Origin of the sequence: Streptomyces sp. NPDC001728 (assembly GCF_040297565.1) — a bacterium.
Classification (GTDB): Bacteria; Actinomycetota; Actinomycetes; order Streptomycetales; family Streptomycetaceae; genus Streptomyces.
The window spans coordinates 1-13,985 of sequence record NZ_JBEOZK010000006.1 but is presented as its reverse complement, the minus strand read 5'-3'; the positions used below and the strand labels follow the sequence as shown (position 1 = coordinate 13,985).

17 protein-coding genes are annotated in these 13,985 nt (G+C 72.6%); 7 read left to right on the top strand and 10 right to left on the bottom strand.

Features of this window, described 5'->3' with window-relative positions:
* Window positions 1-4: 4 nt before the first annotated feature.
* Window positions 5-1,315: an ROK family transcriptional regulator gene (locus ABT154_RS11450; RefSeq protein ID WP_351855843.1), complete on the bottom strand. Its 1,311-nt coding sequence runs from the start codon at window positions 1,313-1,315 to the stop codon at window positions 5-7.
* Between the two features lie 188 nt (window positions 1,316-1,503).
* On the opposite strand from ABT154_RS11450, the gene ABT154_RS11445 reads away from it, so the two are divergent.
* Window positions 1,504-2,949, top strand: a complete 1,446-nt coding sequence (locus ABT154_RS11445) for a family 1 glycosylhydrolase (protein WP_351855840.1) — start codon at window positions 1,504-1,506, stop codon at window positions 2,947-2,949.
* A gap of 137 nt (window positions 2,950-3,086) precedes the next feature.
* Here ABT154_RS11445 and ABT154_RS11440 read toward each other — a convergent pair whose 3' ends face one another.
* The 3 genes from ABT154_RS11440 to ABT154_RS11430 all read right to left on the bottom strand — a co-directional run bounded on the left by ABT154_RS11440 (window position 3,087) and on the right by ABT154_RS11430 (window position 4,729).
* Window positions 3,087-3,332 carry a hypothetical protein gene (locus ABT154_RS11440; protein ID WP_351855838.1) on the bottom strand — a complete coding sequence of 82 codons (246 nt, stop codon included), beginning with the start codon at window positions 3,330-3,332 and terminating at the stop codon, window positions 3,087-3,089.
* Window positions 3,329-3,964, bottom strand: coding sequence for a TNT domain-containing protein (locus tag ABT154_RS11435; protein WP_351856421.1), 636 nt, complete (start codon window positions 3,962-3,964; stop codon window positions 3,329-3,331). Before ABT154_RS11435 ends, ABT154_RS11440 begins: the two co-directional genes overlap by 4 nt.
* A gap of 159 nt (window positions 3,965-4,123) precedes the next feature.
* Window positions 4,124-4,729 (bottom strand): TetR/AcrR family transcriptional regulator, encoded by a 606-nt coding sequence (locus tag ABT154_RS11430; RefSeq protein WP_056557097.1) that lies wholly within the window; start codon window positions 4,727-4,729, stop codon window positions 4,124-4,126.
* 115 nt (window positions 4,730-4,844) lie between these two features.
* On the opposite strand from ABT154_RS11430, the gene ABT154_RS11425 reads away from it, so the two are divergent.
* On the top strand, window positions 4,845-5,996 hold the full coding sequence (locus ABT154_RS11425; RefSeq protein WP_351855835.1) for an acyl-CoA dehydrogenase family protein: 1,152 nt from the start codon (window positions 4,845-4,847) through the stop codon (window positions 5,994-5,996).
* Window positions 5,997-6,100: 104 nt separating this feature from the next.
* On the opposite strand, the gene ABT154_RS11420 is transcribed toward ABT154_RS11425, so the two are convergent.
* The 3 genes from ABT154_RS11420 to cynR form a co-directional block, all read right to left on the bottom strand.
* Window positions 6,101-6,697 carry an ankyrin repeat domain-containing protein gene (locus ABT154_RS11420; protein WP_351855832.1) on the bottom strand — a complete coding sequence of 199 codons (597 nt, stop codon included), beginning with the start codon at window positions 6,695-6,697 and terminating at the stop codon, window positions 6,101-6,103.
* 32 nt (window positions 6,698-6,729) lie between these two features.
* Window positions 6,730-7,293, bottom strand: coding sequence for a GlcG/HbpS family heme-binding protein (locus ABT154_RS11415; RefSeq protein WP_351856419.1), 564 nt, complete (start codon window positions 7,291-7,293; stop codon window positions 6,730-6,732).
* Window positions 7,294-7,443: 150 nt separating this feature from the next.
* A complete protein-coding gene (gene cynR / locus ABT154_RS11410; RefSeq protein WP_351855830.1) occupies window positions 7,444-8,370 on the bottom strand; it encodes a transcriptional regulator CynR in 927 nt (308 codons plus the stop codon).
* Between the two features lie 83 nt (window positions 8,371-8,453).
* Here cynR and ABT154_RS11405 point away from each other — a divergent pair, with 83 nt between their 5' ends.
* From ABT154_RS11405 to ABT154_RS11385, 5 genes are all read left to right on the top strand, one after another.
* A complete protein-coding gene (locus tag ABT154_RS11405) occupies window positions 8,454-9,050 on the top strand; it encodes a carbonic anhydrase (protein WP_351855827.1) in 597 nt (198 codons plus the stop codon).
* 52 nt (window positions 9,051-9,102) lie between these two features.
* Window positions 9,103-9,573, top strand: a complete 471-nt coding sequence (cynS, locus tag ABT154_RS11400) for a cyanase (RefSeq protein ID WP_351855825.1) — start codon at window positions 9,103-9,105, stop codon at window positions 9,571-9,573.
* A 203-nt stretch (window positions 9,574-9,776) separates the two neighbouring features.
* Window positions 9,777-10,538: an SDR family NAD(P)-dependent oxidoreductase gene (locus ABT154_RS11395; RefSeq protein WP_351855822.1), complete on the top strand. Its 762-nt coding sequence runs from the start codon at window positions 9,777-9,779 to the stop codon at window positions 10,536-10,538.
* Between the two features lie 133 nt (window positions 10,539-10,671).
* The gene (locus ABT154_RS11390) at window positions 10,672-11,379 is read left to right on the top strand and encodes a TetR family transcriptional regulator (RefSeq protein ID WP_351855819.1); all 708 of its coding nucleotides are present in this window, start codon (window positions 10,672-10,674) and stop codon (window positions 11,377-11,379) included.
* Between the two features lie 170 nt (window positions 11,380-11,549).
* A complete protein-coding gene (locus ABT154_RS11385) occupies window positions 11,550-11,933 on the top strand; it encodes a zinc ribbon domain-containing protein (RefSeq protein ID WP_317875672.1) in 384 nt (127 codons plus the stop codon).
* A gap of 70 nt (window positions 11,934-12,003) precedes the next feature.
* Here the strand turns inward: ABT154_RS11385 and ABT154_RS11380 are convergent, their stop codons facing one another.
* The 3 genes from ABT154_RS11380 to ABT154_RS11370 form a co-directional block, all read right to left on the bottom strand.
* The gene (locus tag ABT154_RS11380) at window positions 12,004-12,960 is read right to left on the bottom strand and encodes an electron transfer flavoprotein subunit alpha/FixB family protein (protein ID WP_351855816.1); all 957 of its coding nucleotides are present in this window, start codon (window positions 12,958-12,960) and stop codon (window positions 12,004-12,006) included.
* Window positions 12,961-13,000: 40 nt separating this feature from the next.
* The gene (locus tag ABT154_RS11375) at window positions 13,001-13,786 is read right to left on the bottom strand and encodes an electron transfer flavoprotein subunit beta/FixA family protein (protein WP_317875670.1); all 786 of its coding nucleotides are present in this window, start codon (window positions 13,784-13,786) and stop codon (window positions 13,001-13,003) included.
* A 103-nt stretch (window positions 13,787-13,889) separates the two neighbouring features.
* Window positions 13,890-13,985, bottom strand: a 96-nt coding sequence (locus ABT154_RS11370; RefSeq protein WP_157849844.1) for an acyl-CoA dehydrogenase family protein, incomplete at its 5' end; no start/stop codon positions are given.

Here is a 13,985-nt window from a genome sequence, read left to right as displayed (position 1 = left end):
GCGTTCAGTGCGCCGCCCGTTCCCGTACGGTCGACGCCCAGGCCGGCTGCTCCTCGACCGTCTCCGTCTCGGCCCGCCTGCCGCCCCGGGCGAAGAAGTCCGCGAGCGGCAGGATCGCCGCGCCGACCGTCACCGCGTCGGGGCCGAGCGTGCCCATGCCGATGTCGACCCGGGCCGCCGGGTACTTCAGGGCGTACTCGGCCGCGTACCCCTTCACCGTCTCCAGGAAGCGCGGGCCGAGCTGGAGCCCCGCCCAGCCGCCGACGAGGATGCGCTCGGGCTGGAAGAGGTTGATCAGATCGGCGAAGCCCGCGCCCAGGTACTCGGCGGTCTCCTCCAGGACCTCACGGGCCGTCGCGTCCGGCTCCGCCCCCGCGCCCGCCGGATACGCCCCCGCCAGCATCGCCGTCAGCGCCGTCTCCTCGTCCGCCCCCGCCGGAGGCCGCCCGCCCTCCTCCCGCCACCGTTCGAGCAGCGCCTCCGCGCCCGCGTACGCCTCCAGGCAGCCCCGGGCCCCGCAGCGGCACCCGCGCCCCCTGACCCGTACCGTCAGATGCCCCCACTCGATCGCCCGGCCCGGCCCCATCGGGTCCGTGACCACGCAGGCGCCGACGCCCGAGCCGAAGAGGACGACCACCGCGCTGCGCGCGCCCCGGCCCGCGCCGAACCACATCTCGGCCTGGCCGAGGGTCTTGGCGCCGTTGTCGATCCAGTACGGCACGGTCGTCGGCAGGTCCACGCTCGCGCGCAGCAGCCGCTCCAGGGGGACGGCGTCCCAGCCGATGGTCTGGCCGTGCACGACCGCGCCGTCCTCGGCGGTGCGTGCCACGATGCCGGGCACGCCGACGCCGACGCCGAGCAGCCGGTCGGCGGGCACTCCCGCCGTGCGCAGCACCTCGGCGATGCCCTCCCGGACGTGTTCGACGACGACACCGACCTCGTACCGGTCATGGGGGTGGGGGCTGTCGACCGCCAACGGGCGCTCGGCGCGCGCGAGTTCGGTGAGAGTGAGGTCGAACAGCTCGACCCTGACCCGGGTCTCGCCGACATCGACGCCGATCATGCAGCCGCTGCCGGGAGTGATCCGGAGCAGGGTGCGGGGGCGCCCGCCGGCCGAGTCGACGCTGCCCGCCTCCTCGACGAGACCCTCCGCGACGAGCTCCGCGACCACGTTGCTGATGGAGCCGGAGCTGAGCCCGGTCGCGGGGCCGAGCGAGAAGCGGCTCATCGGCCCGTCGAAATAGAGGCGTTGGAGGACGGCGGTGCGGTTCTCGCGTCGCAGGTCACGCACGGTGCGGCCGTTCCGCATGGTCACTTGGGCCCCCAGGTGAAGTAGTCCTGAGCGCAACATACCGCTGTCAGGACCCTTGACGCGACCTTCTCTTGAGGTTTAACTCACATCCTAAATTAAGCCGGGGAGGGCTTCAGGGCCTGAACACGGGACGCTTCGCCGCCCCCTCCTCCCCAGCTCCCCACCACTCCCCGAAAGGGTCCTGAGGAGCCATGCGCAGAATCAGAGCCGCGGCCACCGGTGCCGTCACCCTCTCCCTCGTCCTCACCGCCGCGGCCTGCGGAGGCGGCTCCCCGGCCGGCGGCTCCGGCTCCGGTGGTGGCACCAGGACCCTCACCTACTGGGCCTCCAACCAGGGCGCGAACCTGGAGGTCGACAAGAAGGTCCTGCGGCCCGAACTCGACAGGTTCGAGAAGCAGACCGGCATCAAGGTCAAGCTGGAGGTCATCCCCTGGTCCGACCTCCTCAACCGCATCCTCACCGCCACCACCTCCGGCCAGGGCCCCGACGTCCTCAACATCGGCAATACCTGGAGCGCCTCGCTCCAGGCGAGCGGCGCCCTGCTGCCCTGGGACGCCGAGAACTTCGAGGCCATCGGCGGCAAGGACCGCTTCGTCGACTCCGCGCTCGGCTCCACCGGCACCACCGGCCAGGACCCCGCCGCCGTACCGCTGTACTCCATGGCCTACGCCCTCTACTACAACAAGAAGATGTTCAAGGACGCCGGCATAGCCAAACCGCCTGCCACCTGGGACGAACTGATCGCCGACGGAAGGAAGCTCAGCAAGGACGGCAAGTCCGCCATCGGCGTCGAGGGCGGCAACCTCGCCAACAACATCCACCAGGTCTTCGTCCTCGGCAAACAGCACGGCGCCGACTTCTTCACCCCCGAAGGCAAGGCCGACTTCACCTCGGACGGGGCCGCCGCCGCCGTCCGCGCCGCCGCCCCCGGCACCCGGGTCGGCCTGGTCACCAACCACTCCACCGTCGCCGCCGCCTCCACCCGCCCCGAGGACCTCGCCGCCGCCGCCCGCGCGGACGGCCACACCAACCGCTGGTGGCTGGACCCGGTGTACGGCCGCGGCTTCCCCGCCGACATGCGCGAGCTGTACCGGGTCGACCTGCCCGAACGGCCCGGGGACGCGCGGACCATCGCCGCACCGCTCGACTGGCACGGCCTCAACTACTACTTCCCGGTCACGGTCGCCGACGACCCCACGGGACCCGTCCCGCACGCCCGCGAGGTGCGGCTGCCCGAGGTGCCCCGTACCGGAATGGACTGGCAGATCGACGCCGGCGGTCTGGAGGCCTTCCTGCTGCGGCTCACCGAGGAGTACGGGGTACGGAAGCTGTACGTCACCGAGAACGGCTCGGCCTTCCCCGACACCGTCGCCCCCGGCGGCGCGGTGCACGACCCGGAGCGCACCCGCTACCTCGAACAGCACCTGGCGGCCTGCGCCCGTGCCCTGCGCAAGGGCGTCCCGCTCGCCGGGTACTACGCCTGGTCCCTGCTCGACAACTTCGAATGGGCCTACGGCTACGACAAGCGCTTCGGCCTCGTCCACGTCGACTTCGCCACCCAGCGGAGGACCGTGAAGACGAGCGGCCGGTGGTACGCGGACATCGTCCGCGCCCATCGCGCCCTGGGGTCTGTCTGACGGTTCCCGCCGGGTCCGGCCCGCCCGGCACGCACGCTCGCCGCACGGCCGCAACGCCCAAGCGGCTCCGCTACGAGGGCGCCCCGACCGCGCCCCGATCGCCCCGGCCTGATCCGGCGCGCATCGTCAGACAGGCCCTAGACACCCGCTAGCGCCAGGAGGTGGGCGCAGGCCTCCGCCTCCGTGGCGTGGGTCGCGACCGGCTCGTACACGCCGCGCTCGTACACCCCGGTCTCCCATGTCCCGGGACCGCCCGGCCCCGTCCGCAGATAGACGAAGTCGGGCGGGGTGGGCGCCGGTTCGTGGACGCCCTCGATCCAGTAGTACGCCTCGGGCACCCCGGCCTCTCGGAGTGCCCGGTCCAGCGCACGGCGGTCCGTCACGCGGGGACGCGCACCAGATAGCCGTTGTCGAGCAGCCACTTCACATTGAGGCGCTGGCCCTCGCCCGGGTCCAGGAACGTGGCGTCCAGCTTGATCTGACGGCCGCCGCCCGGCTGCTCGAACCAGGGCGCGATGGAGCCCTCCCAGACCACGAACGCCCGCGTCACCTCGTACAGGTGGTAGTCGCAGGGGAAGGCCGCGTCACGGGTGTTGAGGTTCTGCGGGGGCAGCGCGCGCTTGGCGTAGGCGTCACCGGCCGGGGCCAGGTAACCGCCGTACTCCGAGCCGAAGCGGTCCAGCCGCTCGCCCTCGACGAGCAGCTCGGGCGCCTTGTCGACGGTGCCGTTGACCTCGCCGAAGCCGTCGTTCGGCGGGTACTTCCAGCTGCCGGTGTCGGCCGGACCCTCCCAGTACTTCTTGAGGAAGTCGGCTGAGGACAGGCCACCCGTCCGGTGGTACCGGTTGAGCAGCGGGCCCACCGGCTCCTGCCACTTCTTCGGCAGGAACTTCGGGCCGAGCCGCTTGTCGCCCTGGAACTCCCCGGTGCAGGGGGCCGGCGGCGCGGCGGCGGGCTTCTCGGCGGGCACCGCCTGCGCCGCCGGGGCGGCGGCGAGGGCGGCGGTGACGCCCATGGCGGCGAGGACGGCACGGATCCTGAAGGCGGTACGGCTGCGCTCCACGCGGAGGCTCCCTGGGACGGGGTGGTCAGTGGCGCCGCACACAGTAGTGGATCATCTGCGCAGAGTGACCGCACGCGGGCGGAATCCGGCCAGGCGCGCCGTCCGGGCCGGTCAGGCCCTGCGGAGTCCGCTGAGGAGCAGTTCGGCCAGCTGCTCGTACGCCTCCGCGTCGGCGAGGCCGGTCGCCGCGGCGACCTGGCGCCGCTGGATGCGGACCATCACCGAGGAGATGACGTCGGCCGCGAAGGTCACGTGCACCTCGCGGAAGACCCCCGCCCGCACGCCCTCCTCGATGAGCTGCTGGACCCGGCCGGCCGCCGCGCGCGTGTTGCGCTCGTAGACCTCCGCCGCCGGTTCGAATCCGGCCACGTCGTCGAAGAACTGCGGCGAGACCGGCGCCAGCTCGGCCGAAACCGCCCGCAGATAGGCGGCCAGCCGCTCCGCCGGATCGGTCGCGGCGGCGAGCACCGCCTCGACCCTGGCCGTGGCGCGCCGGAAGAAGTGCACGACGGCGGCGCGGACCAGCTGCTCCTTGCTGCCCGCCAGGCCGTACAGGGTCCGCTTCGAGCAGCGCAGCCGGGCGGCGAGATCGTCGAGCGTCAGCTGGGCGAAGCCCTCGCCGACGAGAAGGGCGACGAGCTCCTCGAAGAGGGCGGAGCGGCGCGCCGCGCCGCGGCCCGTCAGCTTCGGGGCGTCGGCGGCTGAGGTCTCGATCACCCGGCCAGTATTCCAGGCCGGTGTTCCCGGGGGTGTCGGGGACACCCTTCTGCGCTACGCTGAGCGGTACTGCAGTACCTGCCCCAGTACCACTTTGCGCGCCGCTGGAGTCGCCATGGATGTCGACCGCCTGCTTCCCACCCCCGAAGCGGCGGACCTCATCGCCCTCACCCGGGAGATCGCCGACAAGGAGCTCTCTCCCAAGGTGGACGAGTACGAGGCCGCCGAGACCTATCCCGAAGGGCTCTTCGCCACCCTCGGAGAGGCGGGCCTGCTCGGTCTGCCGTACCCCGAGGAGTACGGCGGCGGAGGCCAGCCCTACGAGGTCTACCTCCAGGTCCTGGAGGAACTCGCCGCACGCTGGGCGGCCGTCGCGGTCGCCACCAGCGTCCACACCCTGGCCTGCCACCCACTGCACACCTTCGGCACCACCGAGCAGAAGGAGCGCTGGCTGCCCGAGATGCTGGAGGGCCGGAACGTCGGCGGCTACAGCCTCTCCGAGCCGCAGGCCGGCTCCGACGCCGCCGCCCTCAGCTGCAAGGCCGAGCGCCAGGACGACGGCAGCGGCTACCGGATCAACGGCACCAAGGCGTGGATCACCCACGGCGGCAAGGCCGGCTTCTACGCGCTCTTCGCTCGGACCGCGCCCGGCAGCCACGGCATCTCCTGCTTCCTCGCCCCCGGCGCCACCGAGGGCCTCAGCTTCGGCGCCCCCGAACGCAAGATGGGCCTCCAGGCCGTCCCCACCACCTCCGCGTACTGGGACGGCGCCCTCCTGGAGCCCGACCGGCTCGTCGGGGACGAGGGCCAGGGCCTCCAGATCGCGTTCAGCGCCCTGGACAGCGGCCGTCTCGGCATCGCTGCCTGCGCCACGGGCCTGGCCCAGGCCGCGCTGGACGCCGCTGTGGACTACGCCAACGAGCGCACCACCTTCGGCCGCCGCATCGTCGACCACCAGGGCCTCGGCTTCCTGCTGGCCGACATGGCCGCTTCGGTCGACGCGGCCCGCGCCACCTACCTGGACGCGGCCCGCCGCCGCGACCTCGGCCGCCCCTTCAGCCGCCAGGCCAGCGCGGCCAAGCTCATCGCCACGGACACGGCCATGAAGGTCACCACGGACGCCGTCCAGGTCCTCGGCGGCTACGGCTACACCCGCGACTTCCCGGTGGAGCGCTATATGCGCGAAGCGAAGATCACCCAGATCTTCGAGGGAACGAACCAGATCCAGCGGCTGGTGATCAGCAGGGGGCTGGCGCGACCGGCGTGATCGCGGGCGCCAGGGGTGTCGGCTCACAGGGAGCGGTCGGCCACCGGGAGCGGCGGACCGCCAGGGGTTCAGACGGTCCCGGCGGCCCCGTGGAGGAGCCGGTGTCAGCCGGCCCTTCCGAGGAGGGCGGCGATCTCGGTGAAGCCGTGGCGGTCGGCGTGTTCCAGGGCCGTGCGGCCGTGGGGGTCCGCGAGTGCGGGGTCCGCGCCCGCCGCCAGGAGGAGGGCGACGACGTCCCGGTGGTCGCGGCCACCGGAGCCGAGGATCACGGCCTCCAGGAGCGCCGTCCAGCCGAGCCTGTTCACGTGGTCGACGTCGACGGCCGTCTCTCGCAGGAGGGCGCGGACATAGGCGACGTGGCCCCGCTCGGCCGCCGGGATCAGGGCCGTACCGCCGTAGCGGTTGGTGAGGCCCGGGTCAGGGCCCGCGGGGAGCAGCGTCCGCATCATCGCGACGCTGCCCGTGACGCCGGTGACCAGCCACGGGCTGTCGGACCGGTCGTCCTGGGCGTTCGGGTCCGCGCCCGCCGCGAGGAGCAGTCGGGCGGCGGGCACGTGGTCGTGCCGGGCGGCCCGAAGCAGCGGGGTGCGGCGGTGCCGGTCCCGGGCGTCGACCCGGGCGCCCGCGTCGAGGGCCGCGCGGACGGCGGCGGTGTCGCCGTGCGCGGCGGCCGTCAGGAGGGTGTCGTCGAGCGTGTTCATGACGGTGCTCCTCGGGCGCGGGCGGGTGGCGGTTACTTGCCGAGCGTGGCGACGCCGGTCTGGGCGAACTTCTCGTCGAGGTCGCCGGAGGGGGCGCCCGCGACACCGATGCCCGCGATGGGCGCGCCCTTGGCGGTCACCGGGGCGCCGCCGGCGAGGAAGAGGGTGCCGGGGATGTCCTTGAGGGTGGGGGCGTTGGTGAGGCGCTTGGCGAGCTCGGAGGTCGGGGCGTTCCAGGAGACGGCGGTGTAGGCCTTCTTCACGGCCGACTCGTAGGACTGCGGGCCGGCGCCGTCGCCGCGGAGGGTGACGATGGTGTTGCCGTTGCGGTCGACGACGGCGACGGAGACGCGCTGGTTCTCCTTCTCGGCGGCGTTCAGCGTGGCCTGCGCGGCCTTCGTGGCGGCCTCGATCGTCAGGTGCGTCGACTGCGTGGTGTTCTTGTTCTTGGCGTCCGCCTTGACCGCGGCGGCGGGCGCGGCAGCCGTGTTCTCGCCGGTGGCGGCGGCCGAGTAGGCACCGAAACCACCGAGTGCGAGCGCGGCGACGATCGCCCCACCGGTCACGACACGGGTGCGCGAGGTGGCCTTCTTCACGTGCTTCATGGGATCTGCTCCAGTGAACTCGGTGGGATGCGCGGGCCGTCGGTGTCCCCGGCCCGCTTCCCTTCCATCCTGGGGCCGGTGTCCCGGCTGACTGGTCGTCGTCCCGGCTGCACCCGGCGCTCGCAACGGTCGACCCCGGGGTCATCCGATCGGTTGACCCCGCCCGGTTCCCGCCGGGCCCTGGCCCTCCGCCCACCGCGCGGCCAGCTCGGTGAAGGCGCGGGCCGCCGCGCTCCGGTAGCCGGCGGCGCGGCGCAGCAGAGTGACGCCCCGGGACGGCAGGGCGGGGGAGAGGGGGACGGGGCTCAGGTGCGGGTGGTCGCGGGTGACGGCGTCGGGCAGGACGGTGGCCAGCGCGGTGTGCCGGACGATCTCGGTGAGGGCGCCGACGGCGTTGGCCTCCACCGCGATCCGGGGCCGGAGGCCGTGCTCGGAGACGTACGCGTCGATGTGCCGCCGGGTGGCGAAGTCCCGGCTGAGCAGGGCCAGCTGATGGTGATTCAGTTCCCCGGCCGGCACCGGCTCCGTACGGCCGGCGAAGGGGTGCCCGGGGCCGACGACGAGGCCGAGGGTCTCGTCGAACAGCGCGGTGGCCTCGATGCCCGTGAGGTGGCCGCCCTGGAACGCGATGCCGAGGTCGAGGCGGTCGGCGAGGAGTTCGGCCTCGATGTGGTCCTGGGTCAGTTCCCGTACCTCCACGGCGATGCCGGGGTGACGGCCGTGGAAGGCGGCGACCAGGGGGCCGGTGAGGTACGCGGTGAAGGTGGGGGTGGCGGCGAGCCGCAGCCGGCCCCGGGAGAGGTCGTGGACGTCCAGCACCGCCCGCTCGCCCGCCGCCAGGTCCCGCAGCGCGCGCCGCGCGTATCCCGCGTACGCCTCCCCGGCGTCGGTGAGGCGCACGGTGCGCCCGGTGCGGTCGAGGAGCAGCGCCCCGAGGGCCTTCTCCAGCTGCTTGATCTGCTGGGAGAGCGTGGGCTGGGCGATCCGGAGCTCTTCGGCGGCGCGGGTGAAGTTGGCGTGCTCGGCGACGGCGAGCAGATAGCGGAGATGACGGAGTTCCGGCTGCATACGACCGACTATAGATCGCATCTATAGCAGACATCGACAGCAGGTCTTGGACGCTATAGGTCCAGCTCGTGCATGGTGAGGACATGCCTCATCTCGCCGAGGGAATCGCCCGCTTCCAGCGGGAGGTCTTCCCTGCCAAGGCCGGCCTCTTCGCCCGCCTGGCCACCGCCCACCGGCCCGGGACGCTGTTCATCGGCTGCTCGGACGCCCGCGTCGTACCCGAACTGATCACCCAGACCGACCCCGGTGAACTCTTCGTCATCCGCACCGCCGGGAACCTCGTCCCCGCCCACACCCCGGGCACCGACGGGGTCGCCGCCGGTGTCGAGTACGCCGTCACCGTCCTCGGCGTGCGGGACGTCATCGTCTGCGGGCACTCCGCCTGCGGCGCGATGACCGCGCTCGCCGAGGGCAGCGACCTGACCGGCGCGCCTGCCGTCGCCAACTGGCTCCGGCACGCCGACGCCTCCCTGGCCCGCACCGCCGCGGCCGGGCGGGCGGGTGACGTGGCCGCCCTGGTGCGCGAGAACGTCGCCGCGCAGCTGGCGAACCTCGCCACTCACCCGTCGGTGGCCCGCGCCCTCGCCGAGGGAGAGATCCGGGTGCACGGCTGGGTCTTCGACATCGCCGACGGCACCGTCGAGGAGCTGCCGGGCACCCCCGCCCGGGCCGCCGCCTGACCCCCCACCCGAAGAACCCTTCCCCCACCCCTTCCGAAAGGACGTACCTCTCATGGTGCACGCCCAGTTCGACCCCACCGCCCGTCGTGAGCTCGCCCTCGCCGCCGTCGAGGCCAAGACCGTCAAGGACCTCAGCTGGAAGGAGATCGCCGACGCCACCGGCTTCTCCGTCGCCTTCGTCACCGCCGCCGTCCTCGGCCAGCACGCCCTGCCCGAGCCGGCCGCCCGGGCCGTCGCCGGACTCCTCGGCCTGGACGAGGACGCCGTACGCCTCCTCCAGACGATCCCCACCCGGGGCTCCCTGGACGGCGCCGTCCCGACCGACCCGACCATCTACCGCTTCTACGAGATGCTCCAGGTCTACGGGACCACGCTGAAGGCCCTGGTCCACGAGGAGTTCGGCGACGGCATCATCTCCGCGATCAACTTCCGGCTGGACGTGAAGAAGGTCGCCGACCCCGAGGGCGGCGAGCGCGCGGTGATCACCCTGGACGGCAAGTACCTGCCGACCAAGCCCTTCTGACCGGGCTCCCGCACCCCGGTCCCTCCTTCGTGTCGACGCGCTCCCGGACGGCCTCCCCGGTTCCGCTTCCGGGAGCGCGGCCCGCGGTTCTATGGTGGGCGGCGCAGATCGCGCGGACCGCGCGGTCCCTCGCGGGCACGCGCCCGATCCGGCGGCCAACCCGGCGGCAGGGTCGCCCCCGCACGACACGAACGAGGAGTTCCATGGACATCGCCGGCTCCGCCGCTCTCGTCACCGGTGCCGCCTCCGGGCTCGGCGCCGCCACCTCGGCGGCGCTCGCCGCCCGGGGCGCCACCGTGTACGGACTCGACCTGGACAAGGCCGTGGCCGCCGCCGGGCCGCTGCCCGAGGGCGTCCGGCTGCTCGCCGCCGACGTCACCGACGAGGACCAGGTCCGCGAGGCCCTCGCCGCGATCGACGCCGACGGCGCCGAGCTGCGGCTCGCCGTGAACTGCGCCGGCATCGCCCCCTCCGCCCGCATCCTGGGCCGCAAGGGGCCGCACGACCTCGACCTGTTCCGGGCCGTGCTCAACGTCAATCTGCTCGGCACGTTCAACGTGATGCGGCTCGCCGCCGAGGCCATCGCGCGCCACGAGCCCGACGAGCACGGGCAGCGCGGCCTCGTCGTCAACACCGCCTCCATCGCCGCCTTCGAGGGCCAGGTCGGCCAGATCGCGTACGCCGCCTCCAAGGCGGGCGTCGCGGGCATGACGGTCACCGCGGCCCGTGACCTGGCGCAGTTCGGCATCCGGGTCGTCACCATCGCCCCCGGCATCGTGGACACCCCGATGATGGCCGGGTTCGGGGAGGACGTCAGGGCCGGTCTGGCCGCGAGCGTCACCTTCCCGCAGCGCCTCGCGCGCCCGGAGGAGTACGCCCGTCTCGTGACGATGGTCGCCGAGCACGACTACCTCAACGGCGAGACGATCCGGATGGACGGCGCGCTGCGGATGACCGCCCGCTGAGTCCCGCTCCGGCCGGCAGGCCGGACCCCCTGAGGGGGCCCCTGGTCCTCCGTACCCTCGTGGCAGCACTCGGTGCCGGATTCGCCCGGCACCTAGTGCCGCGCCGAGGTGGTTCGGGTGTTAGGTTCGGGCCATGGGTACAGCGTCGACGAACTCCACGAAGCCGGCGATGCGGGACTCCCTCGTCGCCGCCGCCTTCCAGCTCTTCCTGGAACGGGGCTACGAGCAGACCACGGTCGACGACATCGTCACGCTCGCGGGCGTCGGCCGCCGGTCCTTCTTCCGGTACTTCCCGTCGAAGGAGGACGTGGTCTTCCCCGACCACGAACAGTGCCTCGCCGACATGACGCGCTTCCTCGCCGCGAGCGCCGACTCCGACGACCCGATCGTCCGCGTCTGCGACGCCGCCCGGCTCGTCATGCGGATGTACGCCGAGAACCCCACCTTCTCCGTGCAGCGCTACCGGCTCACCCGCGAGGTGGCCGGGCTGCGCACGTACGAGCTGTCGGTGGTCTGGCGGTACGAGAAGACTCTCGGCGACTATCTGCGCACCCGGTGGGCCGACCGCAGGGACGGCACCCTGCGCGCCAACGTCGTCGCGGCGGCCGTGGTGGCGGCCCACAACCACGCCCTGCGGCACTGGCTGCGCTCGGGAGGGAAGGGCGACCCGCTGGCCGAGGTCGACGGGGCCCTGGAGTTCGTACGCGGCACCTGGGCCACCGGCCAGGCCGCGGACGCACCGGCCGAGGAGACCGAGGACGTCGTCGTGGTGATCACCAAGCGGTCCACCCCCATGTGGCGCGTGGTGCGCGAGGTGGAGTCGAGCCTCGGCGAGGGCTGAGGGGGCTGAGAGAGCCGAGGCGTCCGCTGAGCGGACCGGTGAGTCCGCTCGAATGCCCCAGGGTTCTCGGTATCTCCGATTGAGGGAACTCGGGTCTTTATTTGTTGGCACTCAGTGCCATATCTTGGCTCCATGCACGGTCGAGCCGCCGAGTGCAAGGAGAAGGCATCGTGTTCCACACGGGACTGAGGAGCGGGACCGCCGTCCGCGTCGAGGAGTCGGAGACCGACCCCGAGCTCTACTTCCAGCGCTGCCGTTGGTGCGACACCACGACATTCCAGCGCCTGCTCTGTCCGACCTGCGGGTCGACCGACCTCGCGCCCGAACTCAGCGGGGGCGAGGGCGTGATATCCGTACGGCGCGGGGTCGCCGCCGCCGACGCGGACCTCTGGCCGGTCCATATGACAGAGGGCTTCGTGGTCCGCTGCCGGGTCGACGGACCGGTGCACGCGGTGCGCCCGGGGGTCCGGGTGAAGGTCTCCGGCGTCGCGGGATCCGGGCGCAGGCCGGTCGTCCGGCTCTGCGAGGAGGTACCGCTCGACGGCTGGTACTGAGGCCGGACACGAGGAAGGGGGCGGGTGGCACAGAGTGCCACCCGCCCCCTTCCTGTCGGTGTCGTCGAGGTCAGCGTGCGCCGATCTCGTCCGTGAGCTGCGGCAGCACCTCGAAGAGGTCGCCGACCACGCCGTAGTCGACCAGATCGAAGATCGGGGCCTCGGCGTCCTTGTTGACCGCGACGATGGTCTTCGAGGTCTGCATGCCGGCCCGGTGCTGGATCGCGCCGGAGATGCCCGCCGCCACGTACAGCTGCGGTGAGACCTGCTTGCCGGTCTGGCCGACCTGGTTGGAGTGCGGGTACCAGCCGGCGTCCACGGCGGCGCGGGAGGCGCCGACGGCCGCGCCGAGCGAGTCGGCCAGCTTCTCGACGACCGCGAAGCCCTCGGCCGCGCCGACACCGCGACCGCCGGAGACCACGATCGCGGACTCGGTCAGCTCGGGGCGGCCGGTGGAGACGCGCGGGGTGCGCGAGACGACCTTCGCGGCGTTGCCGGTGAAGGCGACCGTGACGTCCTCGACCGTTCCGGCGGCCGGGGAGGCCTCCGGGGCGGCGGAGTTCGGCTTGACGGTGATGACCGGCACGCCGTGCGAGACCGTCGACCGCACCTGGTACGAGGCGGCGAAGACGGACTGGGTGGCGACCGGACCGTTCTCGCCGGCCTCCAGCTCCACGGCGTCGGTGATCAGACCGGAGCCGAGACGGAGCGCGACGCGGGCCGCGATCTCCTTGCCCTCGCCGGAGGAGGTCACCAGGACGGCGGCGGCCCCCTTCTCCCGGGCGAGCTGGGTGAGCGCGTCGACCTTCGGGACGACCAGCTGCTCGGTGAACTCGGCGCCGTCCGCGACGTACACCGTCGCCGCGCCGTACTCGCCGGCGGCGGCGGCGATCGAGGCGGCGGCCTCGCCGGCGCCGAGGACGACCGCCGAGGGCTCGCCGATACGGCGGGCCAGGGTCAGCAGTTCGAGGGCCGGCTTGCGGACCGCACCGTCGGCGTGGTCCACGAGAACCAGGATCTCAGCCATGATTCGTTGCTCCTGTGTGGGTGTCTGGCTGACGGGCAGGTCAGATGAACTTCTGGGTGGCGAGGAAGGCGGCGAGCTGCTTGCCGCCGTCGCCCTCGTCCGTGACGATCGTGCCCTGCGTACGCGCCGGGCGGGCGGCCACCGCGTCGACCAGGGTCCAGGCCCCGGCGAGGCCCACCTCGTCGGCGTCGATGTCCAGGTCGTCCAGGTCCAGTTCCTGCACCGGCTTCTTCTTGGCGGCCATGATCCCCTTGAAGGAGGGGTAACGGGCCTCGCCGGACTGGTCGGTGACCGAGACGACGGCCGGCAGCGGGGCCTCCAGGTGCTCGGTGGCGGCGTCGCCGTCACGGCGCCCCTTCACGAGACCGTCCTCGACGGACAGCTCCGACAGCAGCGTGACCTGCGGCAGGCCCAGACGCTCGGCGAGCAGCGCGGGCAGCACGCCCATGGTGCCGTCGGTCGAGGCCATGCCGCAGACGACCAGGTCGAAGCCGGTCTTCTCCAGCGCCTTGGCCAGGATCGCGGAGGTGGCGATGACGTCGGAGCCGTGGATGTCCTCGTCGTTGACGTGGACGGCCTTGTCGGCGCCCATCGACAGCGCCTTGCGCAGCGCGTCCTTGGCGTCGTCCGGGCCGACCGTCACGACGGTGACCTCGGCGTCGTCGGACTCCTCGGAGATGCGCAGCGCCTGCTCGACCGCGTACTCGTCCAGCTCCGAGAGCAGACCGTCGACGGCCTCGCGGTCGGTCGTCAGGTCGTCGGCGAATCCGCGGTCGCCGGTCGCGTCGGGGACGTACTTCACACAGACAGCGATCTTCAGGGTCACGGCCTGTCTCCTTTCAACGGGCTGGTCGTTCGGGCTGGTCCTGCGGTCTTGCTGTACGGGCTCGGTGTGCGGTCTCGTCGTACCGTCCCGTCGTGCGGTCCGGCTACGGGAGGTTGCGGGCCATGACGATGCGCTGGACCTGGTTGGTGCCTTCGTAGATCTGGGTGATCTTGGCGTCGCGCATCATGCGCTCGACGGG

What these genes read in the sequence shown, in the direction of transcription:
- ABT154_RS11420 (WP_351855832.1), bottom strand. Translation starts at nt 6,697, where the DNA reads ATGAACACGCTCGACGACACCCTCCTGACGGCCGCCGCGCACGGCGAC.
- ABT154_RS11425 (WP_351855835.1), top strand. Translation starts at nt 4,845, where the DNA reads ATGGATGTCGACCGCCTGCTTCCCACCCCCGAAGCGGCGGACCTCATC.
- ABT154_RS11395 (WP_351855822.1), top strand. Translation starts at nt 9,777, where the DNA reads ATGGACATCGCCGGCTCCGCCGCTCTCGTCACCGGTGCCGCCTCCGGG.
- ABT154_RS11435 (WP_351856421.1), bottom strand. Translation starts at nt 3,964, where the DNA reads ATGGGCGTCACCGCCGCCCTCGCCGCCGCCCCGGCGGCGCAGGCGGTG.
- cynR (WP_351855830.1), bottom strand. Translation starts at nt 8,370, where the DNA reads ATGCAGCCGGAACTCCGTCATCTCCGCTATCTGCTCGCCGTCGCCGAG.
- ABT154_RS11405 (WP_351855827.1), top strand. Translation starts at nt 8,454, where the DNA reads ATGCCTCATCTCGCCGAGGGAATCGCCCGCTTCCAGCGGGAGGTCTTC.
- ABT154_RS11380 (WP_351855816.1), bottom strand. Translation starts at nt 12,960, where the DNA reads ATGGCTGAGATCCTGGTTCTCGTGGACCACGCCGACGGTGCGGTCCGC.
- cynS (WP_351855825.1), top strand. Translation starts at nt 9,103, where the DNA reads ATGGTGCACGCCCAGTTCGACCCCACCGCCCGTCGTGAGCTCGCCCTC.
- ABT154_RS11445 (WP_351855840.1), top strand. Translation starts at nt 1,504, where the DNA reads ATGCGCAGAATCAGAGCCGCGGCCACCGGTGCCGTCACCCTCTCCCTC.
- ABT154_RS11390 (WP_351855819.1), top strand. Translation starts at nt 10,672, where the DNA reads ATGGGTACAGCGTCGACGAACTCCACGAAGCCGGCGATGCGGGACTCC.